The sequence below is a fragment of the Streptomyces spinoverrucosus genome (assembly GCF_006539505.1).
In the GTDB taxonomy this organism is placed as follows: Bacteria; Actinomycetota; Actinomycetes; order Streptomycetales; family Streptomycetaceae; genus Streptomyces; species Streptomyces spinoverrucosus.
The window spans coordinates 1-24,057 of the sequence record NZ_BJND01000005.1 but is presented as its reverse complement, the minus strand read 5'-3'; the positions used below and the strand labels follow the sequence as shown (position 1 = coordinate 24,057).

23 protein-coding genes and 1 pseudogene are annotated in these 24,057 nt (G+C 72.1%); 8 read left to right on the top strand and 16 right to left on the bottom strand.

Annotated elements, in window-relative coordinates:
- Nucleotides 1-16 precede the first annotated feature (16 nt).
- Together SSP24_RS02935 and SSP24_RS02930 are read right to left on the bottom strand one after the other, a co-directional pair.
- Nucleotides 17-1,420 (bottom strand): type I glutamate--ammonia ligase, encoded by a 1,404-nt coding sequence (locus SSP24_RS02935; protein ID WP_141307154.1) that lies wholly within the window; start codon nucleotides 1,418-1,420, stop codon nucleotides 17-19.
- A 42-nt stretch (nucleotides 1,421-1,462) separates the two neighbouring features.
- Entirely contained in the window at nucleotides 1,463-2,275 is an 813-nt protein-coding gene (locus tag SSP24_RS02930) for an SAM-dependent methyltransferase (protein WP_141307153.1), read from the bottom strand.
- A gap of 212 nt (nucleotides 2,276-2,487) precedes the next feature.
- On the opposite strand from SSP24_RS02930, the gene SSP24_RS02925 reads away from it, so the two are divergent.
- The gene (locus SSP24_RS02925; RefSeq protein WP_141307152.1) at nucleotides 2,488-3,366 is read left to right on the top strand and encodes a Cof-type HAD-IIB family hydrolase; all 879 of its coding nucleotides are present in this window, start codon (nucleotides 2,488-2,490) and stop codon (nucleotides 3,364-3,366) included.
- 39 nt (nucleotides 3,367-3,405) lie between these two features.
- Here the strand turns inward: SSP24_RS02925 and SSP24_RS02920 are convergent, their stop codons facing one another.
- Together SSP24_RS02920 and SSP24_RS02915 are read right to left on the bottom strand one after the other, a co-directional pair.
- Nucleotides 3,406-5,028, bottom strand: a complete 1,623-nt coding sequence (locus SSP24_RS02920) for a VWA domain-containing protein (RefSeq protein WP_141307151.1) — start codon at nucleotides 5,026-5,028, stop codon at nucleotides 3,406-3,408.
- A 45-nt stretch (nucleotides 5,029-5,073) separates the two neighbouring features.
- A pseudogene (locus tag SSP24_RS02915) lies at nucleotides 5,074-6,264 on the bottom strand (AAA family ATPase).
- A gap of 219 nt (nucleotides 6,265-6,483) precedes the next feature.
- On the opposite strand from SSP24_RS02915, the gene SSP24_RS02910 reads away from it, so the two are divergent.
- From SSP24_RS02910 to SSP24_RS02900, 3 genes are all read left to right on the top strand, one after another.
- Nucleotides 6,484-6,990: an NfeD C-terminal domain-containing protein gene (locus SSP24_RS02910; RefSeq protein WP_141307150.1), complete on the top strand. Its 507-nt coding sequence runs from the start codon at nucleotides 6,484-6,486 to the stop codon at nucleotides 6,988-6,990.
- A 74-nt stretch (nucleotides 6,991-7,064) separates the two neighbouring features.
- The gene (locus tag SSP24_RS02905; RefSeq protein ID WP_141307149.1) at nucleotides 7,065-8,585 is read left to right on the top strand and encodes an SPFH domain-containing protein; all 1,521 of its coding nucleotides are present in this window, start codon (nucleotides 7,065-7,067) and stop codon (nucleotides 8,583-8,585) included.
- A gap of 269 nt (nucleotides 8,586-8,854) precedes the next feature.
- Complete coding sequence (locus SSP24_RS02900; protein WP_141307148.1) at nucleotides 8,855-9,790, top strand: Dyp-type peroxidase; 936 nt, start codon at nucleotides 8,855-8,857, stop codon at nucleotides 9,788-9,790.
- 38 nt (nucleotides 9,791-9,828) lie between these two features.
- Here the strand turns inward: SSP24_RS02900 and SSP24_RS02895 are convergent, their stop codons facing one another.
- The 5 genes from SSP24_RS02895 to SSP24_RS02875 form a co-directional block, all read right to left on the bottom strand.
- Nucleotides 9,829-11,109, bottom strand: coding sequence for a serine/threonine-protein kinase (locus tag SSP24_RS02895; protein ID WP_174864576.1), 1,281 nt, complete (start codon nucleotides 11,107-11,109; stop codon nucleotides 9,829-9,831).
- A gap of 144 nt (nucleotides 11,110-11,253) precedes the next feature.
- Nucleotides 11,254-11,952 (bottom strand): response regulator, encoded by a 699-nt coding sequence (locus tag SSP24_RS02890; RefSeq protein ID WP_141307146.1) that lies wholly within the window; start codon nucleotides 11,950-11,952, stop codon nucleotides 11,254-11,256.
- Nucleotides 11,953-12,189: 237 nt separating this feature from the next.
- Nucleotides 12,190-14,178, bottom strand: coding sequence for an FtsX-like permease family protein (locus SSP24_RS02885; RefSeq protein ID WP_141307145.1), 1,989 nt, complete (start codon nucleotides 14,176-14,178; stop codon nucleotides 12,190-12,192).
- 214 nt (nucleotides 14,179-14,392) lie between these two features.
- Nucleotides 14,393-15,076, bottom strand: coding sequence for an ABC transporter ATP-binding protein (locus tag SSP24_RS02880; RefSeq protein ID WP_141307144.1), 684 nt, complete (start codon nucleotides 15,074-15,076; stop codon nucleotides 14,393-14,395).
- A gap of 19 nt (nucleotides 15,077-15,095) precedes the next feature.
- A complete protein-coding gene (locus tag SSP24_RS02875) occupies nucleotides 15,096-15,464 on the bottom strand; it encodes a DUF4333 domain-containing protein (protein WP_141307143.1) in 369 nt (122 codons plus the stop codon).
- Nucleotides 15,465-15,614: 150 nt separating this feature from the next.
- Here SSP24_RS02875 and SSP24_RS02870 point away from each other — a divergent pair, with 150 nt between their 5' ends.
- Nucleotides 15,615-16,781, top strand: a complete 1,167-nt coding sequence (locus SSP24_RS02870) for a sensor histidine kinase (RefSeq protein WP_141307142.1) — start codon at nucleotides 15,615-15,617, stop codon at nucleotides 16,779-16,781.
- A gap of 81 nt (nucleotides 16,782-16,862) precedes the next feature.
- The gene (locus SSP24_RS02865) at nucleotides 16,863-17,372 is read left to right on the top strand and encodes a hypothetical protein (RefSeq protein ID WP_141307141.1); all 510 of its coding nucleotides are present in this window, start codon (nucleotides 16,863-16,865) and stop codon (nucleotides 17,370-17,372) included.
- Between the two features lie 60 nt (nucleotides 17,373-17,432).
- On the opposite strand, the gene SSP24_RS02860 is transcribed toward SSP24_RS02865, so the two are convergent.
- The gene (locus SSP24_RS02860) at nucleotides 17,433-18,335 is read right to left on the bottom strand and encodes a nitroreductase/quinone reductase family protein (RefSeq protein WP_167529491.1); all 903 of its coding nucleotides are present in this window, start codon (nucleotides 18,333-18,335) and stop codon (nucleotides 17,433-17,435) included.
- Between the two features lie 209 nt (nucleotides 18,336-18,544).
- Between SSP24_RS02860 and SSP24_RS02855 the strand changes: the two genes are divergently transcribed.
- Both SSP24_RS02855 and SSP24_RS02850 read left to right on the top strand, forming a co-directional pair.
- A complete protein-coding gene (locus SSP24_RS02855; protein ID WP_141307367.1) occupies nucleotides 18,545-18,943 on the top strand; it encodes a MarR family transcriptional regulator in 399 nt (132 codons plus the stop codon).
- A gap of 103 nt (nucleotides 18,944-19,046) precedes the next feature.
- On the top strand, nucleotides 19,047-20,288 hold the full coding sequence (locus SSP24_RS02850) for an amidohydrolase (protein WP_141307140.1): 1,242 nt from the start codon (nucleotides 19,047-19,049) through the stop codon (nucleotides 20,286-20,288).
- Here SSP24_RS02850 and SSP24_RS02845 read toward each other — a convergent pair.
- From SSP24_RS02845 to SSP24_RS02820, 6 genes are all read right to left on the bottom strand, one after another.
- Nucleotides 20,281-21,099, bottom strand: a complete 819-nt coding sequence (locus SSP24_RS02845; protein WP_141307139.1) for an SAM-dependent methyltransferase — start codon at nucleotides 21,097-21,099, stop codon at nucleotides 20,281-20,283. The two genes, SSP24_RS02850 and SSP24_RS02845, sit on opposite strands and share 8 nt — an antisense overlap.
- A 66-nt stretch (nucleotides 21,100-21,165) precedes the next feature.
- Complete coding sequence (locus tag SSP24_RS02840; protein ID WP_141307138.1) at nucleotides 21,166-21,816, bottom strand: HhH-GDP family DNA glycosylase; 651 nt, start codon at nucleotides 21,814-21,816, stop codon at nucleotides 21,166-21,168.
- Complete coding sequence (locus SSP24_RS02835; protein ID WP_141307137.1) at nucleotides 21,813-22,145, bottom strand: DUF3140 domain-containing protein; 333 nt, start codon at nucleotides 22,143-22,145, stop codon at nucleotides 21,813-21,815. Before SSP24_RS02835 ends, SSP24_RS02840 begins: the two co-directional genes overlap by 4 nt.
- Before the next feature lie 136 nt (nucleotides 22,146-22,281).
- Nucleotides 22,282-22,761, bottom strand: a complete 480-nt coding sequence (locus tag SSP24_RS02830) for a Dps family protein (protein WP_141307136.1) — start codon at nucleotides 22,759-22,761, stop codon at nucleotides 22,282-22,284.
- A 16-nt stretch (nucleotides 22,762-22,777) separates the two neighbouring features.
- Nucleotides 22,778-23,032: a WhiB family transcriptional regulator gene (locus tag SSP24_RS02825; RefSeq protein WP_141307366.1), complete on the bottom strand. Its 255-nt coding sequence runs from the start codon at nucleotides 23,030-23,032 to the stop codon at nucleotides 22,778-22,780.
- Nucleotides 23,033-23,075: 43 nt separating this feature from the next.
- Nucleotides 23,076-23,885 carry an alpha/beta hydrolase gene (locus tag SSP24_RS02820; RefSeq protein ID WP_141307135.1) on the bottom strand — a complete coding sequence of 270 codons (810 nt, stop codon included), beginning with the start codon at nucleotides 23,883-23,885 and terminating at the stop codon, nucleotides 23,076-23,078.
- Nucleotides 23,886-24,057: the final 172 nt, after the last annotated feature.

Here is a 24,057-nt window from a genome sequence, read left to right as displayed (position 1 = left end):
TCCGATGGCGCTCATCTCAGTACGCCCAGCGGTACGCCGCCGCCACCCGCGCGTCGTCCAGTCCGGCCACGGCGTCGATCTCCCCGAGCCGTACGGCGATCACCGCGTCGGCCAGCACCGGTCCCAGCGCGGCCCGCACCTGTTCGTCGCGGCGGAACTCGGTGACGGCCTCCTCCAGCGATACCGGCAACCGGCGCACGCCCCGGGCCGCCGCCTCCTCGGCGCCCAGCCGCGCCGGGTCGCCGGTGGTCTCCTCTGGCAGCGGTGTTGCCGTCGCCAGGCCGTCCAGTCCGGCGGAGATGACAGAGCCGAGGGCGAGATACGGGTTGGCGGCCAGGTCGACGGGCTTGACCTCCAGGTTGGCGGCCTGGTCGCGCAGACCGGCGGTGCCGGTGATGACCCGTACGGCGGTCTCCCGGGTCTCCAGGCCCCATGCCGTGAACACGCCGGCCCACTGCGCCGGTCTGAGCCGCAGATAGCTGGCCGGGCTCGGCGCGGTCACCGCCATCAGGCCCGGCAGGTGGGTGAGGATCCCGGCCGCGAAGGACTCGGCGTCGGCCGTCATGCCGTGGCGGTGGGTGCCGCCGGAGTGCAGGTTGACGCCGTCGCGCCAGGCGGAGAGGTGCAGATGGCCGCCGTTGCCGACGCCCTCGCCGGACACGGCGGGCGAGAAGGAGACCTTCAGGCCGTGCCGCTGGGCCACCGCGCGGATGGTCTGCCGCAGCAGCACGCTCCGGTCGGCCGCCGCCACCGGGTCGAGTGCGCCCACGGAGATCTCGAACTGCCCGGCCGCGTACTCGGGATGGACCTGATCGACGTCCACCCCCTGCGCCGCGCATGCCGCCAGCAGCTCCGCCGTGCAGTCGCTCAGCTCCACCTGCCGGGTGGCGCCGTACGCGGGTCCGGACACCGCCGGTACGAACTCGCCGCCGGGCGCCGACCCCAGCCCGACCGCCCACTCGATCTCGACGGCCGCCCGGAAGGTGACCCCGTGCTGCCGGGCCGCCTGCTCGACTACCCGGCGCAGAAAGGTGCGGGCGCAGGCCGGGTGCGGCTCGCCGTCCTGCGTGATCCGGTCCACCGGCGCCCACGCCCAGCCGGGCTGTGCGCTGAGCGCGGTCAAATGGTCCAGGTCGGGGTAGAGCCGCAGATCGCCGTCCGGCGAGCCGAGCACGTCCGTGCTGACGATGGAGTCGTTCGCCAGGAACGTGTCGAACACCGGTGACATCCCGACGCCCCAGGCCGCGGCCGCGGGCAGCCTCGCCGTGGGGATGGTCTTCACCCGGCCGATGCCCGCCGTGTCGACGTACGACAGGACGATCCCGTGCACTCCCCGCGCCGACAGCTCGCCGCTCAGCGCGGATGCCCGTTCCACATCGCCGGGGCGGCCGCCGGGGACGGGGTCGGCAAGGGTCGTCATACGGTCTCCTCGACGGGCTCGGTGGCCGGGTCGGTGCCGGTGTCAGGGTTTCACGGCCACCGCGCCGTACTGCGGTACCACCACGGGAGCGTGCAGCTCGGCGCGCCAGGCGGAACACGACACCAGGCCCGGTTCCAGCATGTCCAGACCGTCGAAGAATGATGCGATCTCGGCGCCGCTGCGGGCGGTGACGGGCGGGGTGGCGTTCTCGTTCCAGAATTTCATGGCCGGGATCTGGCCCTCGCCGCCCAGCTCGGCGTCGTGCGTGGGGTGCGTCATGGCCAGGAAGCTGCCCGAGGGAACGGCGGCCATGACCCGGCGCACGATGTCGCGGGCCTCGTCCGTGTCCAGCACGAAGTTGAGGATGCCCAGCATCATCACCGCGACGGGACGGGTGAAGTCCAGGGTGCGGCGGGCGCGTTCGAGGATGGCGTCCGGGTCGCGCACGTCGGCGTCGATGTAGTCGGTGACGCCCTCGGGGCTGCCGGTCAGCAGGGTCCGGGCGTGGATCAGCACGATCGGGTCGTTGTCGACGTACACGATCCGCGACTCGGGCGCGAAGCGCTGTGCGATCTCGTGGGTGTTGTCCGCCGTCGGCAGCCCGGTGCCGATGTCCAGGAACTGCCGCACCCCGCGCTCACGGGCCAGGAACGACACCGCCCGCCCCAGGAACTCGCGGTCCGCCCGGGCGATGTCCCGGATGAGCGGGAACATCGAGGCGACGTGGTCGCCGACCCGGTGGTCGACCTCGTAGTTGTCCTTGCCGCCGATCCAGTAGTTCCAGACCCGTGCGTTGTGCGCCACACCGGTGTTCAGGCGTGCCGTACCCTCCGCCGGGGTGGGAGCCTCGCTCACGTCTCTTCCTCTCCTCGCCCGTACCGCAGTCGCGGCCATTCTGCCGGGTTCAAGATCAGCGCGTGGCAGGAATGGGGGGACTGGGCCGAGGCCTGGGGCCGGGGCTGGGGTCTCACTCGTACGGGGGAGTGTGCCCGGTAGGGTTGACGGCCGCATCCGGAACGACAAGCGGCGCGGCGAGCGCCCCAGGTAAACAGTCCCAGGAACAGGACATGCCCTACTCTCACGCGCCCCTGCCCACCACCCACGACTCCTCGGCGCATGGCTCCGCCTCCGCCGACATCCGGCTCGTCGTCACCGACATGGACGGCACGCTGCTGGACGACGACAAGCGGGCCCCGGCCGGGCTGTGGGAGGTGCTGGAGCAGCTGCGGGAGCGCGGGGTGCTGTTCAGCCCGGCGAGCGGCCGCCAGTACGCCACGCTCGCACGGGAGTTCGCCCGGGCCGCCGAGGGCATGGTGTTCATCGCGGAGAACGGCACGTACGTCGTCCGGGACGGCGTGGAACTGAGCTCCGACCCGCTGGACCCGGCCGTCGTCACGGAGGTCGTCGAGGCGGTACGGCGGCTCGCGGCCGGCGGCGTCGACGTGGGCGCCGTCGTCTGCGGCAAGCGGTCCGCGTACGTCGAGCGCACTGACGAGCCGTTCCTGGCCGAGGTGCGCAAGTACTACGTCGAGCACCGCATGGTCGAGGACGTCACCGCGGTCGGCGACGACATCCTCAAGGTCGCCCTGTACGACTTCGGCCCCGCCGAACGGACCACCGCCCCGGCCCTCGCCCGTTTCGGTGCCACCCACCAGGTCGTCGTCTCCGGCGAGCACTGGGTCGACCTCATGAACCGCACCGCCAACAAGGGCGCCGCCATCCGCCGCCTCCAGCGCGAGCTCGGCATCACGCCCGCGCAGACGATGGTGTTCGGCGACTACCTCAACGACCTGGAGATGCTCGACACCGCGGAGTGGTCCTTCGCGATGGCTAACGCCCACCCGGAGGTCATTCGCCGCGCCCGCCATGTGGCTCCGGCCAACACGGAGAACGGTGTGCTTCGCACGATCACGAGGGTGCTGGGTCTGCCCGCTGCGGGGCGCTGACGGGCAACGGGGTGCTCCGCACGGTCGCGGGCGGCGGCGTCAGATCACGCGGAAGAGGTCGGCGGCGGCGTGGACGTCGGTGAGGTCCTCGATGGAGCGGAGGTTGTCGCACAGGGCGTCCAGGACCGAGTCGGCTTCGGCGACGCGCGGATCGCCGATGGCCACGCCGAAGACGCGGAAGCCCAGCCGCTGCTTGGCGTCGTTCCAGCCGCGCATCCATTCCTCGGTGACGCCGCAGTCGTCGTCGGTGAGCATCACGATGTCGCCGCGCGAGCGGGCGGCGTCGTTGAACTCCTCCTCCAGCAGTTCGCGGGCCGCTGTCAGCGGCCTCTGATAGCTGGTGCCACCGCCGAGGAAGGTCTCCGCGAAGTCGAGGATCTGCGCGATTTCGGCGGGCTCGCCTGCCGGGAAGCGGAAGACCTGAAGCTTGTCGGCGGCGGAGAAAAGAATGCCGACGAAGTCACGCCCCGCATGGCGGGCCTGATCCAGCAGCGCCAGGGCGCAGGCCTTGGCCCACGCTTCCCGGGTGACTCCGCCGGGCCCTGCCTCGTACATGGAGTGCGAGGTGTCCACGCACGCGATGACGGCGCCCTTGCCGGTGGCCTGCTCGCCCTGGCTGTCGTAGAGCATCAGCTCCCCGGCGGCGTAGCGCGCGGCGAACACCGCACGCAGCTCAGGCAGGCCGAGGCTCGCCAGCTCGGAGGGGATGACGCGGGAGAGCTCGTTGCCGAGCGTGACGCCGACCAGTTCCCCGGTGGCGTTCTCCACCTTGCGGGCGCGCTCACCGCCGGCCATCTGCCGGAAACGACCGATCAGCTCGGCCCACTGGGCGAGACGGCCGGTGCGCAGCCGCTCGGCGAGCCGGGCACGCTGGTCGAACGGCATCCGCTCCAGCTCGCCGGGACCGACGCCCCATGCCCGCATCAGCGCGGCCTCCTTCCGCACGGCCTGGGCGGCCTTCGCCGCGGCGCTCCGCGCGGCGGCACGGATACCGGGAGCCGTCGCCGCGAGGGCCTGCACGGCGGCCTGGGCGGCCTGCCGCGCGGCGGCCTCGGCGGCTTCGGCGGTCTCGATCGCCTGTCGTACGGCGTCGGCGGCCGGGGGCGGCACGGTGCCGTCCTCGTCCGCCTCGTCGGCGGCCTGCTGGAGCGCCTCGCCCACGGTGGTCGCCGCGTCTTCGGCGTCCTGGTGGGCCTTCTTCGCCCGCTCGGCGTGTGCCTGGCCATCTCGGGAGCGCTCCAGCATCCGGCGCAGGGCGGCGGCCTGGGCGAGCACCGCCATGGCGGCGGCGTAGGGGTCGTCGGCCGTCTCCCGGTGCAGTTCGGCGAACTCCGTTGACTCCACCAGTGAGGTGATGACCTGGTGGTTGACCAGCCGGGAGGGATCCATCTCGGCGCGCTCGCGCAACCGCGGGCCGATCTTGTAGGCGGCCAGGAACGCGTCGGTCAGGAGGTCGGTGGTGTGGTGGCCGTAGCGCCGACTCAGCTCCTCGGCGAGATCGCGCAGTCCGGCCGACTGCTCGTAGGTGTCTCGCCATGTGATCCGGTCGAACCGGTCCGCGACCACGGACGCGGTGTGGTGCCCGGGGGTGGCGGCGGACAGGCTCAGCCACTTTGCGGCCCGGCTCGCCAGCTCGTTGAGCTTGCTCGGTGTCTTGCCCATGGTCTTGTCCCGTCGGTGTTGGGAGCCAGTGTTGAGAGCCGGTGCTCAGAGCTGGGCCTGCACCATGCTCGCGTCCACGCCGAGGGCCTCGGTGAGAACGCGGGCGCGGACCGCGCGCTGGCGGCCGGTGACCCGGTCGATGGCGGCGGTGGAGCGGCCGGCGGTCGCGGCCTCCTGGCGCAGCTTCTCCAGCCGCTTCCCCGCCATGGCGAGCTGGTTGTGGGCCTTCTTGATGACCCACTCGCTCAGCGCCTCGCGGGACTGCCCGGCCATGGCGTCGAGCTGGGCCTCCAGCTCATCCATGGCGTCGGCCAGGTCGAGCGCCTCCTTGGCGTCGGGGTTGACCAGGTTCAGCACCTCGCGCTCGACGGTCGGGCGTTCGGCCGGGGAGTCCCACAGCACGTGCGTCAGCATCGACAGGTCGGTCTCGGCGACCGCCGGGCGGCCGTCGAGGTACGCGGACGCCTGGAGCAGGCCCACCGCCTGCCGCCAGCGGCGGTCGGAGGCGACGAGTTCCTTGCGGCGCAGGGCGGCCCGCAGCGTGCACACCGCGTCCACGATCGCGTCGGGGACGGCCACGGCCGGGACGGCTTCGGTCACGGCGTGCTGCAACGCGGCCAGCTCGACCGTGGTCCGTGTCGGTGCCACCGGGCGGCTGACGGCGGAGCGGACCAGCGCGGCGAAGTTCGAGGGGTCTTCCAGGTAGCCGACCTCGATCCGCACCAGCAGCCGGTCGTAGATCGCGGCCGAATCCTCGCCGCCGGGCAGTTCGTTGCTCGCCGTGATGGCCCCGATCAGAGGGCAGCGGATCGGCTCGCCGCCGTTCTCGGGGTGGTAGATCCGTTCGTTGAGGTAGCCCAGAGTCTCGTTCAGCGCCGCCGTGGAGCACTTGAAGATCTCGTCGATGAACGCGATGTGGGCGGTCGTGGCGCGGCCTTCGTACACCTGGCGGTACTCACCCCGGGCCAGCGCGGCGACGTCGATGGGACCGAACATCCTCGTCGGGGCGGTGAACTTCGACAGGAGGATCTCCTAGTAGGACGCCCCCTCGATCCTGCCGGTGAGTTCCCGGGCCATCTCGGACTTCGCCGTTCCGGGCGGGCCGAGCACCAAGGAGTGCTGCCCGGCCAGCAGTGTCACCACCAGCGTCCGCACCACGTCGGCCCGCTCGTAGAAGCGGTCGGACAGCTCGTCGCTGATCGCCCGCAGCCTCTTGGCCGTGTCCTGCGCACTCATGGTCAACTCCTTGCCTGTGACGCCCGGTTGGGCCGACGAGACGGCTCCCCGAAACTACGACGATGTGACCCAGGGCGTGGGCTCGACCGGCAGGGTCCGGAGGTCGGCATCAAAAAGGCGTAAAGATTGCCGGAACACGGCAATGAAACCCCGCAACCCCGCGTGTGAGGATTCCGTCAACGGGGGAGACCGGCGACGGGCGAGAGGGGGACGGCACGCATGGCCTGGTTTCTGGGACTCGGCATCACGGGGGTCGTGCTGCTCGCCCTGGCGCTGGTCCTCGACGGGGTGCTGGACGGAGCGCTCGACGGCGCACTGGACGGCGTCCTCGACGGGTGGCTGTCGTTGCCGGTCGTCGCCGGGTTCCTGGCGATGACCGGCTTCGGCGGGGCCGTCGCCCTGGGCGCGGCGGGGGCCGGCCCGGTGCTCGCCACCGGATGCGGTGCCGTCTGCGGCGTGGGCACGGCCTGGCTGACGTACCGCCTCAGTCGTGCCCTGATGCGCGATCAGACCGCTGTCACACCGCGCGGCGAGGACCTCGTGGGCACCTCGGGCAGCGTCGTGACCGCCATCCCGGCCGATGGTTTCGGCGAGGTGCTGCTGCGACTCGCCGGTCAGCCGGTGAAGTTCGCGGCGCGCTGTGCGGTGCCGGTGGCCAGGGGTGCCGAGGTGTGGGTCGAGGCGGCACCGTCCGCGACCTCCGTCGTCGTACGCCCGGTGAACTGACCGCCGAGCCCGTCTCTCTCTTCAACTCCCAGCTCTTCCTTGAATTTCCCAGCTCTTGAATCGGGGGCATTGTCATGAGTCCTGTCGTCATCGCCGTGGTGGGAGTCGTCGTACTCCTGGTGCTGCTGGCCCTGGTGGTGGTCAGCCGGTACAAGGTGGCCGGTCCGAGCGAGGCGTTCATCGTCACCGGGCGGCGCGGCAAGCAGGCCACCGATCCGGAGACCGGCCGGGTGTTCACCGACAACAGTGGGCAGAAAGTCGTGGTCGGCGGCGGTGTGTTCGTCGTGCCGTTCGTGCAGCAGCGGTTCACGCTCGACCTGTCCTCGCGGCACATCCCGGTGGCGGTGCGCGGCGCGGTCACCCTGCGCGGGATCAAGGCCCACCTCGAAGGGGTCGCCATCGTGAAGGTGGGCGGCACCGAGGACTCGATCCGGGCGGCGGCGCAGCGGTTCCTGATGCAGCAGGACGGGATCGTCGGCTTCACCCAGGAGGTGCTGTCCGGCGCCCTGCGGGCCATCGTCGGGCGGATGTCGGTGGAGGACATCATCCGCGACCGGGCCGCCTTCGCCGGGCAGGTCGCCGAGGAGGCCGAGGCCAGTCTGTCCGGGCAGGGACTGGTGCTGGACGCCTTCCAGATCCAGGACATCACCACCGAGGGCTCCTACCTGGAGGACCTCGGCCGTCCCGAGGCGGCCCGCGCCAAGCAGGAGGCCGACATCGCCGAGGCCGAGGCCCGCCGGGCCGCGGAGCAGGCCCGGTTGAAGGCCGAGGAGGAGATCGCCGTCGCCCAGCGGACGTTCGCGCTGCGGCAGGCCGAGATCAAGGCCGAGACGGACGCCGCGGCCGCGCAGGCCAATGCCGCCGGACCGCTCGCGGAGGCGGCACGGCAGCAGGAGATCCTCACCCAGCAGGAGAAGGTCGCCGAACGGCAGGCCGCGCTGAAGGACCGCCAGCTCGACACCGAGGTGCGCAAGCCCGCCGACGCCCAGCGGTACGCCGCCGAGCAGGAGGCCGAGGCCAGGCGGGTGGCGCGGGTCAAGCAGGCCGAGGCCGAGCGGCTGGCCGGTATCGCGGCGGCGCAGGCGGAGGCCGAGCGGTCCCGGCTCACCGGTGAGGGCGAGAAGCAGCGGCGCAGCGCGCTGGCCGAGGCGGAGGCGATCGAGGGCCTCAAGCAGGGTGAGGCCGAGCGGGCCCGGCGGGCGGCGATCGCGGAGGCGGTCCGGCTGGAGGGCGAGGCCGACGCGGCGGCGATTGGCGCGAAGGGCGCGGCCGAGGCGGAGGCCATGCGGCAGAAGGCCGACGCCTTCGGGCGGTACGGCGACGCGGCCGTGCTGCAGATGCTGGTCGAGGTGCTGCCGCAGGTCGTCGCCAAGGCGTCCGAACCGCTCGCCGCGGTGGACAAGATGACCGTGATCTCCACCGACGGGGCCGGCCGGATTCCGCGAGCCGTCGCCGACAACGTCGCACAGGGCCTCGAACTCCTCGGCTCCACCACGGGCATCGACCTCGCCGAGCTGCTGAAGGGCATCACCCGGCGGGACACGTCGGCTGAGGCGCCGGGGGCGGCGAACGGGAAGGTGGAGATCACCGGCTGAACGCTCGGAAGGTCCGGGGCGGCCCTGGAGCGGCATCCGGAGCTTCGTCATCGTTGCCGGAACACGGCAATGCGGGCTGCCCCTCGGCCAGGCCGTCATGCCGGTGGGGAGCCGCGGGGCTCCGGTGCCGCACACCGCGATGGGCGGGGGCGCCGGGCCCCGCACGGTGCCGAACGGACTCCCACGGTGTCGTGGCGTGTTCGAATGGGCAGGGTCACAGTGCCCATCGGCCACCTGGCGGTGGCGCACGTCGATGAGTGGGGGGAGCCATGTCGTCGGTACCGTCTGCCCCTGGCCGGCCGCAGCCGGTGCTGAGCCCGTTGCCGAGCGCGGCGGTCTTTCTGGTGGTCACCGTCGATCCGGGCGGGGAGGCCGTGGCGCGGGACGTGCTGGCGGGACTCGCCGGTTGGGAGCGGGCCGTCGCCTTTCCGTATCCCGACGGCGGTCTGTCCTGCGTGGCCGGGGTGGGGGCCGACGCGTGGGACCGGCTGTTCGGCGCGCCCCGTCCGGCCGCGCTGTACCCGTTCCGCGAGCTGACGGGGGCCCGGCACCAGGCCGTGGCCACGCCAGGCGATCTGCTCTTCCACATCCGCGCGACCCGGCTCGACCTGTGCATCGCGCTGACCGCGGAGATCATGAAAGGGCTGCGCGACGCTGCCACCGTCCAGGACGAGGTGCACGCCTTCGCCTACTACGAATCGCGCAACCTCCTCGGCTTCGTCGACGGCACCGAGAACCCGGTCGGGTCCGATGCCGTCGACGCGGCACTCGTGGGTGACGAGGACCCCGGCTTCCGCGGCGGCTCCTACGCGGTCGTGCAGAAGTACCTGCACGACATGGACGCCTGGGAGCGGCTGCCGGCCGAGACCCAGGAGAAGATCATCGGCCGCACCAAGGCGACCAACGTCGAACTGGACGCGCCCGGTTCACACAAGGACGTCAACAGCATCACGGCTCCCGACGGGACCGAACTGCGCATCCTGCGCGCCGCGATGCCGTTCGGCAGGCCCGGGCACGGCGAGTTCGGCACGTACTTCATCGCGTACGCCCGCGATCCCCAGGTGACCGAGACCATGCTGGAGCGCATGTTCCTCGGCACCCAGACCTCGGGGCCCGATCCCCTGCTGGACTACTCGCGGGCCGTCACCGGCACCCGGTTCTTCGTTCCCTCGGCCGACTTCCTGCGGTCCATCCCGAGGGGCTGAAGCGACACGATCGGCTGGAGCCCCCCGAGGGGCAGGAGTCAGTCGTCCCCGTCGTTCCCGTCATCGTCGTCGTCCGCGTCACGCCGCCGCTCCCGCTTCTCGTCCTTGGCCTTCTCACTCGTCTTCGCGGCCACGGGGGTCGGGGACGTCCCGGCAGCCGGGGTGGCGGACGCGTCGGACGGAGACGGGGTGGGCGTGCTGCCGACCGTGGGAGTGCTGCTGGGGGAGTCCTTGGAGCCCTCCGCCGCCGTGTTGTCGGGCGAGAACCACAGCATGCCGACGATCATCGCCGCCACGAACAGCGCCACCGCGGCGGCGGTCCCCACCACGCGCGGCCGCATGAGCACGTCCCGCGCCCCCGGCCGGCTGCGGCGCCGGGCCGCGGTCCTCGGGGAGGACGGCAGCATGTACGTCGTCGCCGGACCGGTCTCCCCGAGCCGGGGCGGCTGCGGGGCCGCGGGCGTCGGCGCGGCGGGCGTCGGTGCGGTGGCGGGCAGCGGCTCGGGGCGGCCCTGCCAGGCGCCGGCCGCGAACCAGTCGGCGACCTGCGCGGCACTGGGCCGGTGCTCGGGCTGCTTGGCCAGCAGACCCAGCAGGTAACTCTCGAAGGCGGGCGGGAGTTCGGCGCCGAGCTGCCGGGGCGGTACCGGAGTGGCGTCGAGATGCTGGTGGAGGATGGCGATCGGGGTGTCGGCCTGGAACGGCGGGCGCCCGGTGAGGAGTTGGTACAGCACACAGCCCAGCGAGTACACGTCACTGGCCGGACCCGCGGCCTGACCCAGCGCGCGTTCCGGGGCGAGATAGAGGCTGGTGCCGACGATCTGGCCAGTGGCGGTGAGCGCGGCGGCCGGGTCGTCGAGGAAGCGGGCGATGCCGAAGTCGCCGATCTTCAGGGTGCCGTCGGCGTCCAGCAGCAGGTTGGCCGGCTTGATGTCGCGGTGCACGATGCCCTGCTGGTGCGCGGCGGCCAGCCCGGCGGCCGCCTGCGAGGCGATCCGCGCCACGCGCTCGGCGGGCTGCGGACCCGCTTCGGCGAGCACACGGGCCAGGCTGTCGCCGTCGACCAGCTCCATCACCAGGAACAGCCGGTCCTCCTGCGCACCGAAGTCCAGCACGCCCACCACGTACGGGTGATGCAGCCGCCCGGCGGTCTGCGCCTCCAGCCGGAAGCGTGACGCGGCCGTCGGGTCGGAGTCCTGGGGCAGCAGCAGCTTGACGGCGACCGGTCTGCCGAGCGTCTCGTCGTACGCCCGCCAGACCTCTCCCATCGCGCCCCGCCCGATCGGATCCTGCAGCTGGTACCGGCCCGCTATGAGCACCTGTGATTCATCCTCATGGTGTGTGACGTTTCGGCGCCGCAGGCCGCAACTCACCACGGGTGCGGGTGAGGTGGGGGGATTGCCGCAGCTGCCACAGCGTACCGGCCGAGGGCCGGTGCTCATGATCACCCATATGGATGGCTCTCACGAACGTGTCTGCGCGTACCCGTTCTGCCAGGCCCACGCCGCGATCTCCACTCGGTTCCGGGCGGCCAGCTTGAGCTGGACGCTGGACAGGTGCGTCTTGACCGTGGAGAGCGAGACATAGAGCTCGGCGGCGATCTCGGCGTTCGTACGGCCCAGGGCGACCAGGCGGACGACGTCGAGCTCGCGCTCGGTGAGCGGTTCCGGCAGGGGCGCGGGGCGCGGGGGCTCCGGCTGCTGCTGGGCGGTGGCGGTGACGTGCTTGAGCAGGCGGACGGTGACCGAGGGGGAGACCAGGGAGTCACCGGCCGCGGCGGCCCGGACGGCCTCCGCGAGAAGGGTCGGCCCGGAGTCCTTGAGCAGGAACCCGCAGGCACCGCCGCGCAGCGCCCCGTACACGTACTCGTCGAGGTCGAACGTCGTCACCACGACCACCCGCAACGGATCCGCGACCCCCGGCCCCGCGAGCAGCCGCGTGGCCTCCAGCCCGTCCAGCTTCGGCATCCGGATGTCCAGCAGACACACATCGGGCCGCTCCCGCCGCGCCAGCGCGACGGCCTCCTCCCCGTCGGCGGCTTCGGCGACCACGGTGATGTCGGGCTGCGCGTCGAGGAAGAACCGGAAGCCGGTACGGACCATGTCCTGGTCGTCGGCGATCAGCACCCGGATGGGTTTGCTGGGCGGGGCGGAGGTGGTCATGGGTCGATGATGCCTCACCCGCGGTAAACGGCGGGCCGCCTGTCGACGGCCCCGGTCGAGGGTCCGCCGTGATCGTCGTCTCTCGCTTCGCTCGGCGGTCCGCCTCACTGCCGCCATCCTGGGTCCGCCAACCGCCCTTGCTCGGCTGTCCGCCGCCACTGCCTTCTCCCTCTGCTCGGCTGTTCGCCTCACTGCCGCCTCCCCTTCGCTCCGCCGTCCGCCCTCACTGCCGCCCCTTCACTCCGCCGACCGTGCCGGATCCCCCGTCACCGTCCGCAGCAGCGGTCGGCTCCCGGCGATCGCCACGAACATGGCCAGCGTGCCCACTGCCAGGCAGGCCGCCAGCTGTATCGCGCCCGACGTGCTGATCGTGCTCTCCGCTGCCTTGTTCAGTTGGTACGCGGCGTACACGCCCGTCGACGTCGTGCCGCCCGCGAGGACGAGGAGGGGGAGGGCAGTCTCCCGGACCCTGGCGCGGTCCAGCACCTTCAGAGGGGTGCCGGACAGCCGCAGCAGCCCGTACACCCGACGTCGGTCGAGGACGTTCGCGGCTGCGGTGAGACCTGCGGAGGCGGTGGCCACGAGGAAGCTGACGGCCAGCGTGGCGGTGCCGATGTCGGACAGCAGGTCGCCGGCCACCCGGTCCGGTGCGCTGCCGTAGTCCGCGCCGTAGGGAAGCCGGCCACCGGCGAGAGGTTGCAGGGCGGTGAGAGCGGCGTCGATCTTCTCGACTCCGCCGGGGACGGCGACTGTCACCCCGTCGTTGCCGGCCAGCAGGAAATCGTCCTCGCCCGCGCTCACCGTCGCCGTGATCCCGGCCTCCCGCAGCAGTGTGCGAGCCTCGGTGACGGCCGTCGCGCCGTTCGCCGTGGGCACGGCCACCCGGTCCCCGAAGTCGATGCCGCCGAGGGCCAGATGGCCGACCGTGAAGAAACCGGCCACGAAGCCCGCGAGCACCAGACCGCTGACTGTGCGCCAGGCGCCACGCGGGTCGTCGCTGAGCCGGCGGGCGGCCAGCAGGGTCGCCGGGCGGCGGGCGAAGCGGCCCGCGATCCGGCCCAACCGGTCCACCACCCACGGCCCGAACAACCAGAAGGCGCCGTAGAACAGCATGACAAGAGCGACCAACTGCCCTGTCTTCAGGTCGCCGCCGCTCGCCGACTGGCGGATGTAGACCAGGATCCCTACGAAGAGCAGCAGTCGGATCAGCCGCGTGCGGCGCGGGTTGGCCTGCTGGGCCACGCCGAGCGGGGCGGAGGCCACCTGACGCAGTGTCGACACCGCGCTCACCGCGATCAGCGCGGCCACTCCCGCCACCACGGCCAGCAGCCAGGGCAGCCCCACCCACAGCTCTCCGGTGTACCAGGTGCCGATGCCGTACGGGATCCGGGCCAGCGCGGGCAGCAGCGCGCAGTACGCCAGCGCTCCCACCGCGGCACCGGCCGCACCGACCGCCGCCGACTCGGCGGCGGTCATCGCGAGGATCTGCCGCGGCGTCGCCCCGGCCAGCCGCAGCGCGGCGAGCCGCTGCTCGCGCCGGGCTGCCCCCAGCCGCCCGGCCGCCGAGGCGAGCACGATGACGGGGACGACCAGCAGCCCCACGCCGAGGAGCACCATTTGCTGGTCACTGCGGGTGAACACGCTGGGCTTCCCGCCGGAGAACCCGGACACCACCGCCCGTGCCGTCAGTCCGTCGTCCCACAGCCCGCTCCCGTCGGCCGCCTCGGAGACGGCGGGATCGGTCGGCGCCCGCCCGACCACGGCGACCAGTTCGTCCGGCGAGGCGAGACCGGCGGCGTCAATCGTGCCGTACGACGCCACTTTCGGGAGCCGGTCGGCCAGTTGGTTCGCGGGCAGTTTCCGCAGCAGCTCGGCCAGCGCGGGGGAGACGTACACCTCGCCCTGCCGGGGGAAGGCGGACAGTCCCGGCGGGGCCGGGGTGGGCCGGCGGTCGGGCAGTTGGGCCAGCGAGACGACGGTGACCGGTTCGTGGCGGACGAATGTGGTGGCGAGTGCCTGTACGGCCGTGCCGTGCCGGTCGGGTTCCGGGGTGCGCCAGGCGGTGCGGTCGGCGCGGACGCCGGAGCCGAGGTACGCGGCGAGCAGCATCAGCAGGACGAGCGCGCCGACGGCGGCGGCCCCGGCCGCGAGCAATTGGCTCTGCAGGCCACGACGGCCGGAGGACCGGGCGAGGTGCCAGGTCAGGGGGAGGACGGGGGAGCGCATGGGGTCTCCGGGTTCTTCCGGGCGGAGGGCGGGACAGGGGTCTGTCGGGTGGACGGTGGGTCGGCGGCCTTCCGGGCGGAAGGCGAGTCACCGGGGTTACCGGCGGAGGGTCTTCCAGGACGACCGTCGTCAGGGGGCATCCAGGCGGACGATGGCTCAGCCGGAGTCTCCGAGTGCGCCTCGGACAGGGGGCTTCTCGCCGGTGAAAGGCGGGTCAGGCGACGGTGAACTGGTCGTAGGTGCCGATCCGGCCGTCGCTGACCTGGAGTATTCGGTCGCAGTGGGCGGCCATGTCGGCGTCGTGAGTGACCATCACCAGGGCGGCGCCCTGCTCGCGCGTCACCGAGGTCAGCAGCCGGATCACCTCGTGGCTCGTGGCCTGGTCCAGGGCGCCGGTCGGCTCGTCGGCGAACACCACGTCCGGGGCGACGACCAGCGCCCGGGCGATGGCCACCCGCTGGGCCTGCCCGCCCGACAGCTGGCCGGGGCGGCGCCGCTCCAGGCCGTCGAGCCCCAGCGGCGCGAACCAGCGCCGCGCCCGCTCGACAGCCTGCTTGCGCGGGACGCCTTCCAGCATCAGCGGCAGGGCGACGTTTTCCTCGGCGGGCAGCTCGGGCAGCAGCTGGCCGGACTGGAATACGAACCCGAAGCGGCTCCGGCGCAGCGCGCTGAGGCGGTTCTCGCCGAGTCTGTCGATGCGCTCGCCGCCCAGCAGGACCTGTCCGCCGTCGGGGCGGATGATCCCGGCCAGGGTGTGCAGCAGGGTCGACTTGCCGGAGCCCGACGGCCCCATGATCGCCAGCGAGTCGCGCTCGCCGACCTCGATGTCCACACCGGCCAGCGCGGTGGTGGAGCCGTACTTCTTGGTGAGGCCGTAACCGGCCAGGACGATGCTCATGGTGTGTCGCGGCCCCTTCTCAGCGCTGGAACTTCCAGGTGACGGAGTCCCCGTCGGCCTTGACCACGCTGACGGGTATCGAGACGTCCTTGCCGTCGCCCGTCCTGCCCGTGCACGTGAGGGTGGCGCCGGCCACGGCCTTCAGGCCGGTCGGGCAGGTCACGTCGGTGACCTTGGTGCCGACCCAGGGCAGCGGGTGGAACTTGCTCTCGGCGCGGCCCGCGATGATCCGGCCGGAAAGGGCCTTGTGGCCGTCCACCGACACCGTGCTGGCGTCGTCGAGCCGGGTGGTCGACTCCGTGCCGGCCAGGATGTAGGTGCCGACTGCGCCGAGGGCGACCACGGCGGTCGCGCCGCCGACCAGGCCGACGAGGAACTTGCTCTGCATGATGTGCTCCGAAGATCGCGAGGAACGATGTGGCTTCAGCCTCGCCCGCGAGCACGCCCGCCCGCCTCGGCCGTCCGGCCAGGGTTCACGGCCTGCCCCTCGGCCGTTCGGCCGATCCCGCCGCGGGCCCGCTCGCCTACCGTGATCCGCATGAGAACCGTTTCCGGCCGGGGCTGCGCCCGAGGCTTCGCCGTCGGCCTCCTGCTCATGGCGTGCGTCGCCGACGTGCTGAACACGTCCGCGGCGGGCCTCTCGCCCTGGCCGATCGCCGTCGTGCTGCTGCTCGGCCTCGGCGCCCTGCTCTGGCCGATCGAACGGCGGCCGCGGTGGTTCACACCGCAGCTGCGTACGGCCGTTCCCGCGCTCGTCTCCCTCGCTTGTACGGCGGCGCTGCTGGTGGTGTCCGGTGGCGAGGCGTTGTTCGGCCCTGGCGAGACGACGATCCTGCTCTGTCTGCTGTTCCTGGCTGTGCGGCACTGCCCGCACCCCTGGGCCCTGATATGCGGCGTCCTGGACGGCGCCGCCGTGCTGGCCCTGCCCGTGCGCTCCTACCAGATGCTGGAAGGCCTTGTGCCGGTGTACGTGGCGCTGGGCGTGGTCCTCGTCGGCCTCATCGCCGGACTCGCCGGATATCTGCGCACGCTGGACTACCGGCGTGCGGTCGCCGTCGGCGAGACCCGACGCAGTGAGCGCCTCGCCATCGCCGCCGACCTGCACGACTTCGTCGCCCACCACGTCACCGGGATCCTTGTGCAGACCCAGATGGCCCGCATGATGGCGGCCGACCGCCCGGACGAGCTGGACCCCGTCCTGGCGGGCATAGAACGCGCGGCCACGGAGGCGCTGGCCTCCATGCGCCGTACGGTCGGTGTGCTGCGCGACACCGATGACGGCCCCGGTGACCGCCGTCCCGTCGGGGACCTCGCGGCCATCGGCGAACTCACCCGCCGCTTCGCGGGCCCCGGCGCCCAGCGGGTCAACCTGCACCGCGACACCGCCGTCTCGGACGATCTGCCGCACGAGGTGCAGGCGGCGGCCTTCCGGGTGGTGCAGGAGGCGCTGACAAACGTACGGCGGCACGCGGGCGACGCAACGGAGATCGCCGTCGGGCTGCGGCGGGACGGCGACGGGCTGGAGGTGTCGGTCGTGGACGACGGGCGCGGCGGCAGCCGCCTCCCGGATGCCGCGCGCGGCGGTGGGTTCGGCCTGGTCGGCCTGAAGGAGAGGGTCACCGCGCTGGGCGGCGAACTGCACGCGGGGCCGCGCGACGGCGACGGTTGGGAGGTGCGGGCGGCCTTTCCGTTGGGCAAGGCGTAGGGTCTGTCGTTTGGGTCACCGTGGCGGAGGGAGCCGAGAAGGCTGCCGATGGGCCAGTGGTTGATCAGGGTGTGGGCTGCCGTGGAACAATCCGTGGGAGGAACGCGTGTGGGGGGCGTGATGCGGCGGGGACATCGGGCGTTGCTTTGTACGCTCGTGGTGGTTTGTGCGTCCACCGTGACTGGGTGCTTCGCTCGTTACGAGGCGTGTCCCGGGGAGGGCGACCGGCCCGATGACCTGGAGGTTGACAACCTGGTCGGCACCTACCGGAACCCGTCGGGAAGCTCTGTAACCCTGCGGGGCGATGGCACCTTCACGACGGTGGCGTGGCCTGCCGGCCTCGACGAGGCAACGGGAACCGTGGACCGGAGAAGAGGCAGTGGGCGGTGGGAACTCAGCGACGGCAGTCGCAATGATTTCGACGTTAGGCTTTCCTTCCACGAGATCAACGACTATGAGGTCGGCCCGGGCAGTTACGGATCCGGGTTCGACATCAGCGGCAACCGTGAGGATCTACGCCTGTATGCGTGGGTCGGTGACCCTGACGACTGCGCCAACATGAGCACCTTCAGCAGTGAGCCGCCCGCTTGATCCTACTGATCAGTCAGCTCCCCGCCGGGCGGACAGAGGAGTACGCCTTGTCGGTACTGCCTAGTCGGCCCTGCCGAGCAGCGCCGGGAGCAGCCGCTTCTCCTCGTACGCGAAGTGGGCTTCCAGATCCGCTGCCAGGGAGCCGAGTTCGATCCGCAGTTTCTCCACGTCCCCGGTGGCGGCCGGTGCGGTGAGTTTGCGGACGAGGGACTCGATGCCGGTGACGGTGCGGGCGACGGCCGTGTGCTCGCGGCGCAGATGGGCTATCGCGGGGGCGAGTTCGGGAAAGCGCCGCTCGAAGTCGGTGAAGGCGCCGTCCTCGTTGGTGTGGTGGCCGTGCAGGGCGGTGCAGAAGCTGAGGCAGTGCGTGGCCAGGCGCGAGCCGAGGACCGGGGCGGCCCTTCCCGGGGCGGCACGCCCCGGACCTGCGCTTCCCGGCGCCGCCACATGGGCGTCGACCTCCTCCAGGAGCGTGGCGAGTTCCTGCCGTAGCTCGCCGTGCACGCGCAGCAGGAACTCACCGATCGCCTTGGTGCGTTCCGGGTCGGTCAGATCGGGGCGGTGCAGCGCGACGACCGGGATGATCCGGGTGGTGCCCGCCTGGTAGGCGGCGAAGGCCGGGTCGCGTGCGCACTGCTCCGCGTAGTGGCGGTCGCGTTCGGGCCCGTGCAGCGGCCGGGCCGTGACCGCGTACCGCTCGACCCGGCCGTCGTCCGTGCCGATCTCCACGGTGAGGCGGGGGTCGGCGAGGAGATTGTGGTACCAGCCGGGGTGGCGGGGGCCGCCCGCGTTGGAGGCGAAGACCACAAGCCGGTCGCCGTCGCGGGCATACACCGCCGGGTTGGTGCGGAGGCGTCCGGTGCGGGCGCCGGTGGTGGTCAGCAGGACGAGGGGCACGCCCTCGAACATGCCGCCGACCCGGCCGCCGTTCGCCCGGAATTCATCGATGACCTGCTGGTTCATTTCAGCCGGTGACGGTCATTGTTCAGGCATGGCTCAGGACCCTCCGATAGCATGGGGGCGGCAACCTGTTTTGCTTCGAAAGCAAATAAACTTTGTCATCAAAAGTATTGAGGGGTGGTTGGCCCGTGTCAACCGAGCCCGCGGACTCAGGAGTTCGCGACGGCACCGGCCCGGACGTCGACGAGGCGGTCCGTGCGCTGCTTCTGCTGATGCCGCGCATGGTCGGCCGGGCGAAACGGATGCCGGTCCCGCGCGAGTTCCAGTCGCTGTCCCTCGCCCCGCGCCACCTCTCCCTGCTCGCCTACCTCCTCTTCGACGGCCCGATGAGTGTCAACGAACTGGCCGCCCGCCTGGAGGTTGCCCCGACGACGGTGAGCCTGATGGTGGGCGAGCTGAGCCGGAAGGGCATCCTGCAGCGGCGCGAGGACGACGAGGACCGCCGCCGCAAGATCGTCAGCATCGCCGACCCGCACCGCGACGCGATCAACGACTGGCTGGGCCGGGGCGCCGGCGCCTGGCGCAAGGCCCTCGCCCCACTCACGGCCGAGCAGCGCCGCGTGTTCATCGACACCCTGGCCGCCTACGAGGCCGCCCTCGGGGAGGACTGACCGGGCCGCGCGAGCACGCGGCAGGTTGACACCGCAGGCCCCAACACCCCCGCACGCGACGCTCGTTGGGGACGCGTGCCACGTCGGAGGAGAAGGAAGCAGCATGAGCGAACCGGCCGCCGCAGCACGCCTCACCCTCGAACTCACCGACGGCCTCAAGCCCGACGGCCTGGAGGACCTCTACCGCGACCTGCACCGCCACCCCGAACTCGCCTTCCAGGAACACCGCACCGCCGACCGGCTAGCCGCACGCCTGCGCGCGGCGGGATACGAGGTGACGGCAGGCGTCGGCCGTACCGGCTTCGTCGGCGTGCTCGCCAACGGGGACGGGCCGGTCGTCTGGCTGCGCGGCGATATGGACGCGCTGCCCGTGCGGGAGGCGACGGGCCTGCCCTACGCCTCCACCGTCGACGGCGTGATGCACGCCTGCGGACACGATCTGCACATCACCTGGCTGATCGGCGCCGCCGAGGCGCTCGCGGCCGGCCGGGAGACCTGGTCGGGCACGCTCGTGGTGGTCGGGCAGCCCGCGGAGGAGTCCGGCGGGGGAGCGGCCGCGATGGTCGCGGACGGGCTGCACGAGCGTTTCCCGCGCCCCGACGTGCTGTTCGGCCAGCATGCCGCGCCCGGCCTCGCCGGGTTCTACCCGCACACCCCAGGCCTGATCATGTCAGCCTCCGACGACATCGACGTCGTCGTGCACGGCCTCGGCGGGCACGGCTCACGCCCCGAGTCGACGGTCGATCCGGTGGTGACCGGCGCGTACATCGTCACGCGGTTGCAGTCGGTGGTCTCCCGCGAGGTCGCGGCGGCGCAGTCGGCGGTGCTGACCGTGGGGCAGTTCCACGCCGGTACGCAGGCCAACATCATCCCCGCCGAGGCCCGGCTCGCGCTGAATCTGCGTACCCAGGACCCGGAGGTGCGCGAGCGCGTCCTGGCCGCCGTGCGCCGCATCGTCACCGGCGAGTGCCAGGCCGCCGGCTGCCCGCGGCCGCCCGAGATCACCGTCCACCCCGGCTATCCGAACACCGTCAACGACGCCTCCCTCGACGAGGAGATCGCGTCCGTGCACCGCGAACTGTTCGGCGCCCACGCGGTGTTCGATTTCGGCCCCGCGATGGGCAGCGAGGACTTCTCCCTGCTGGCGCCCGCGGGAGTGCCGTACGACTATTGGTACGTCACGACGACACCGGTCGATGTGTGGGAGGCCGCGCCGGGCGAAGGCCTGCTGGAGCGGCTTGGCAACGTCCCCAGCAACCACAGCCCGCTCTTCGCGCCGGACCTCTCGGTGCTCGTGCCGGGCGTGCAGACGCTGGTGTCGGCGGCGTTGAGCAAGCTCAGCTAGCCCGCTTCCGGCCGACCCCGCCGTACAGCGACACCGGCCCCGGGCCGATGTCCGACTCGCCCTCGGCCAGTTCGGGACGCCAGTCCGCCACGGACACGATCCCGGGGTCGACAAGCTCCAACCCCTCGAAAAAGCGGCCCATCTCGGCGTGGGAGCGGGCCACCAGCGTCACCCCGCCCTCGGCGTAGGCGGCGATGCCCCGGCGGACGTTCTCCGGCTCGAAGTCGGCGGTCATCGCCGACAGGACCAGACAACTGCCGGGCGCCAGCGCGTCGACGAGGGTGGCCACCAGGTCGTGGGCGCCGTCCTCGTCGGCGATGAAGTGCAGCAGCGCGATGAGGGACAGGGCGACGGGCCGGTCGAAGTCGAGGACCCGGCCCGCCTGTTCGAGGATGGCGTGCGGCTCACGGGCGTCGGCCTGCACATAGTCCGTGGCGCCCTCCGGGGTGCCGCGCAGCAGGGCGGCGGCGTGGGCGAGGACGATCGGGTCGTGGTCGACGTAGACGACACGCGCGTCCGGCACGGTGGCCTGGGCGATCTGGTGCAGGTTGGGCTCGGTCGGGATGCCGGAGCCGATGTCCAGGAACTGGCGGATTCCCGACTCGCGGACGAGCAGCCGCGTGGCCCGCTGCATGAACCAGCGGTTGCTGCGGGCCGCCCGCGGGGCGCCGCCGTCGATCGCCATGATGCGGTGGCCGAGCTGTTCGTCGACCGGGTAGTTGTCCTTGCCGCCCAGGAACCAGTCGTACACCCGGGCCGGGTGCGGCTTGGTCGTGTCGATCCGCCGGCCTGCCGACTCGGTCCCGGTCACACGCTGCTCCTCCGCTCGGCGGCCCGGGCGTGATCCCGGGCAGGACGAGCAGCAAGTCTGGCACGATCATGCGGCGCGGCGGAGGCTGTCTTCGGCCACCTCCTTGTCCAGCGCGGCCCGCACCAACGCGGCGGCGAGCACGGCCGGTTCGGCGTCACCGGCCAGCTTCAGCAGGCGGTCCGGATCCTTCGGCAGGCCGAGCCGCTCCGCCCCGGACAGCGCCTTGGCGTCCACGTACGGAGCGGCTTCGGGCCAAACGCGCTGGGCCTCGCGCAGGAAGATGTCGGCGCCCGTGGGCCCCACGCCGGGGATCTCCTGGAGCAGCCGGCGCAGCGCGGGGACCTCGCCGCCGGCCTCCTCGCGCAGCCGCCGCAGATCGCCGCGCCACCGCTCGATCAACAGCTCGGCGCCGTCGCCGAGTTGGGTGGCGGTCCGCTCGTCGTAGCGCCGGTAGCCGCCCCGGCCCAGGGCGTCCACCCGGTCCTGCCAGTCGGCCTCGGCCATCCGCCGCGGGTCGCGCAGCCCCGCCTCGTACAGGGCATGCGCGGCCGCGACGGCGACCGAGGCGCGGATCCTCGCACTGAGCAGCAGCGACAGCACCTGGAGCCGGTACAGCGGCTGCGGCGTGTCCCGCAGTCGGATGCCCGCCTCCTCGGCATACGTCTGTCCGTGCGCGTTCAGCAGTTCGCGTACGACGCGCTGCTCATGGCCGCTCATGGCTTCAGCGGGTCGTGGCCCAGCGTCATCAGCTGGTGCCGGTGGCGGGTCTGTTCGGGCTCGGGCTCGTTCTCCAGGTCCGCCTGGGCGCTGACCGTGTCCACCACGTCGTACATCACCTGGATGTCGTCGTCGGTGAGATCGGTGCGCCGTTTCTGCAGGATCGCGAGCACATGCTGCCCGGTGGGTGTGCCGGCCTGGTCCGGCAGCGGCTCCGCGTCCTCGTCGGCGTCGCGGACCCGCAGCCAGGCGGCCAGCTCCTGCGAGGTCATGTTCACCACGCGGTGGAAGTCCTCCCACAGCGCGTCGAGTTCGAGGGCGTCAGTCATCTGGGCCCTCCCTTCGTACATCGGGGCCCTCGCTTCGTACGAGGGTGCTGCGCGGCGGTCGTACGAGGGTGCTGCGCGGCGGTGGCGGTCGTACGAGGGTGCTGCGCGGCGGTCGTGCGAGGGTGCTGCGCGGTGGTCAGTCGCGCGGGAAGTTCTCCGCCTCGAACATCCACCGCTGCTTCTCCAGCTCCGCGGTGATGGAGATGAGCAGGTCCTGCGTGACCGGATCCGGCTTCTCGGTCGCCTCGATCCGCGACCGCAGCCCGCCGATCGCCGCCTCCAGCGCCTCCGCCATCACCTGGACGACCTCCGTGTCGCGCACCCAGCCGTCCTTGGGGCTGGGCAGCGAAAAGCGGGCGGCGATGGTTTCGGGACGGCCGTCCGGCGGGGTGCCCAGCGCCGCGGCGCGCTCGGCCACCGTGTCGGCGAAGCCGCGGGCGGCCGAGACCACCTCATCCAGCTGGAGGTGGATCGAGCGGAACCGGGGCCCCACGATGTTCCAGTGCGCCTGCTTCCCGGTGAGTGACAGCCCGAGCAGGTCCACCAGAGTCTCCTGGAGCGCGTCACAGGCAACCCGGCGGGCGTCGTCGGGCAGAGTGCTGCTCACAACGGACATGGTGCGTCTCTCCCTCTCATGTCGTCCCTCGTCCTTGATGCGTCCTTGCGGTACGGAGCAGCGCGGCGCGTTCGTGCTCGCCGGTCCCGCCCCACACGCCCGAGGTCTGCCCGCTGCTCAGCGCGTAGCGCAGACACTGGGTGATCACCGAGCACCGGGCGCAGACGCGCTTGGCGGCCGCGATGTCCCGGAGCGCCGGTCCCGTAGTGCCCACGGGGAAGAACAACTCGGGGTCCTCACCCACGCAGGCGGCTCGCCGCAACCACTCCATGCGGGCGCGGGTGCCCCGGGCGAACCGGTGCAAACGGCGTGTCTCAGCGTGCGAGCACCTTGTCCAGGAATCGGGTCACGTCCGTGAAGACCTCGGCCTTGTTCGTCTCGTGGAAGACCTCGTGCCGTGCGCCGGGATAGATCCGTTCGGTCAGCGTGTCCGCGCTCAGCCGTTCCACACCGACCCGGCTTCCCGCGAGCGGCACCAGCCGGTCGTCGTCGCCGTGCAGCCACAGCACCGGCAGCGCGCCCAGCTCCCCGCCCTCGGCCACGTCGCGCAGGGTCCGGGCGAACGCCTCCAGCGTCGGCCGCTTCATCGGTCCGTGCCACACCAGCGGGTCGGCGGCGTAGGCGGCCCCGACGGCCGGATCGCGGGACAATGCGGCCGGGTTGATCGGGATCTCGGGGATCTTCTCGTGGGCGAGCAGTCGGCCGGGCGTCTCCCAGGTGCCGATCACGGGCCCGGAGAGAACGAGCGCGGCCAGTTCGGCACCGTGGTGCTGCGCGTAGCGGGCCGCGATCAGGCCGCCCATGGAGTGCCCGACCAGGACGAGGGGCAGGTCCGGGTACGCCGACCTGGCCCGCTCAGCGACCGTGTGCAGGTCGGTGACGACGTCCTCGAAGTCGTCGATCACCACGCGCTCGCCCGCCGACCTGCCGTGCCCCATGTGATCCGGGCCGAATACGGCGGCCCCGTGCGCCAGGAGCACCCCGGCCACGCCCTCGTACCGGCCGATGTGCTCGCCGTAGCCGTGCGAGACGAGGGCCAGGAAGGCCGGATCCGGGTGCGGCCACTCGCGGGCGGTGATCGTACCCCGGGTTCCGGCGAGGACGTGCTCGCGGGCGTCGGCCATGGTTCCTCCAGCGGCGTCGGTGAAGGCTTCCGGGAAGATTTCCGCTTGCGGGGTCTTCCCGCTTCCGGGGTATCCCGTCCCGGGCTATCCCGGTCCCTGGGATCTTCCCGGTCCCAGGGATCCACCCGCTCCCCGGGACCCTCCGGTTCCCGGGATCCACTCGCTCCCTAGG

Bases quoted from the DNA above. Each gene is read 5' to 3' on its own strand.
- SSP24_RS02935 (WP_141307154.1), bottom strand. From the start codon at position 1,420: ATGACGACCCTTGCCGACCCCGTCCCCGGCGGCCGCCCCGGCGATGTG.
- SSP24_RS02925 (WP_141307152.1), top strand. From the start codon at position 2,488: ATGCCCTACTCTCACGCGCCCCTGCCCACCACCCACGACTCCTCGGCG.
- SSP24_RS02920 (WP_141307151.1), bottom strand. From the start codon at position 5,028: ATGGGCAAGACACCGAGCAAGCTCAACGAGCTGGCGAGCCGGGCCGCA.
- SSP24_RS02910 (WP_141307150.1), top strand. From the start codon at position 6,484: ATGGCCTGGTTTCTGGGACTCGGCATCACGGGGGTCGTGCTGCTCGCC.
- SSP24_RS02905 (WP_141307149.1), top strand. From the start codon at position 7,065: ATGAGTCCTGTCGTCATCGCCGTGGTGGGAGTCGTCGTACTCCTGGTG.
- SSP24_RS02900 (WP_141307148.1), top strand. From the start codon at position 8,855: ATGTCGTCGGTACCGTCTGCCCCTGGCCGGCCGCAGCCGGTGCTGAGC.
- SSP24_RS02890 (WP_141307146.1), bottom strand. From the start codon at position 11,952: ATGACCACCTCCGCCCCGCCCAGCAAACCCATCCGGGTGCTGATCGCC.
- SSP24_RS02885 (WP_141307145.1), bottom strand. From the start codon at position 14,178: ATGCGCTCCCCCGTCCTCCCCCTGACCTGGCACCTCGCCCGGTCCTCC.
- SSP24_RS02880 (WP_141307144.1), bottom strand. From the start codon at position 15,076: ATGAGCATCGTCCTGGCCGGTTACGGCCTCACCAAGAAGTACGGCTCC.
- SSP24_RS02875 (WP_141307143.1), bottom strand. From the start codon at position 15,464: ATGCAGAGCAAGTTCCTCGTCGGCCTGGTCGGCGGCGCGACCGCCGTG.
- SSP24_RS02870 (WP_141307142.1), top strand. From the start codon at position 15,615: ATGAGAACCGTTTCCGGCCGGGGCTGCGCCCGAGGCTTCGCCGTCGGC.
- SSP24_RS02860 (WP_167529491.1), bottom strand. From the start codon at position 18,335: ATGAACCAGCAGGTCATCGATGAATTCCGGGCGAACGGCGGCCGGGTC.
- SSP24_RS02855 (WP_141307367.1), top strand. From the start codon at position 18,545: ATGCCGCGCATGGTCGGCCGGGCGAAACGGATGCCGGTCCCGCGCGAG.
- SSP24_RS02850 (WP_141307140.1), top strand. From the start codon at position 19,047: ATGAGCGAACCGGCCGCCGCAGCACGCCTCACCCTCGAACTCACCGAC.
- SSP24_RS02840 (WP_141307138.1), bottom strand. From the start codon at position 21,816: ATGAGCGGCCATGAGCAGCGCGTCGTACGCGAACTGCTGAACGCGCAC.
- SSP24_RS02835 (WP_141307137.1), bottom strand. From the start codon at position 22,145: ATGACTGACGCCCTCGAACTCGACGCGCTGTGGGAGGACTTCCACCGC.
- SSP24_RS02830 (WP_141307136.1), bottom strand. From the start codon at position 22,761: ATGTCCGTTGTGAGCAGCACTCTGCCCGACGACGCCCGCCGGGTTGCC.
- SSP24_RS02825 (WP_141307366.1), bottom strand. From the start codon at position 23,032: ATGGAGTGGTTGCGGCGAGCCGCCTGCGTGGGTGAGGACCCCGAGTTG.
- SSP24_RS02820 (WP_141307135.1), bottom strand. From the start codon at position 23,885: ATGGCCGACGCCCGCGAGCACGTCCTCGCCGGAACCCGGGGTACGATC.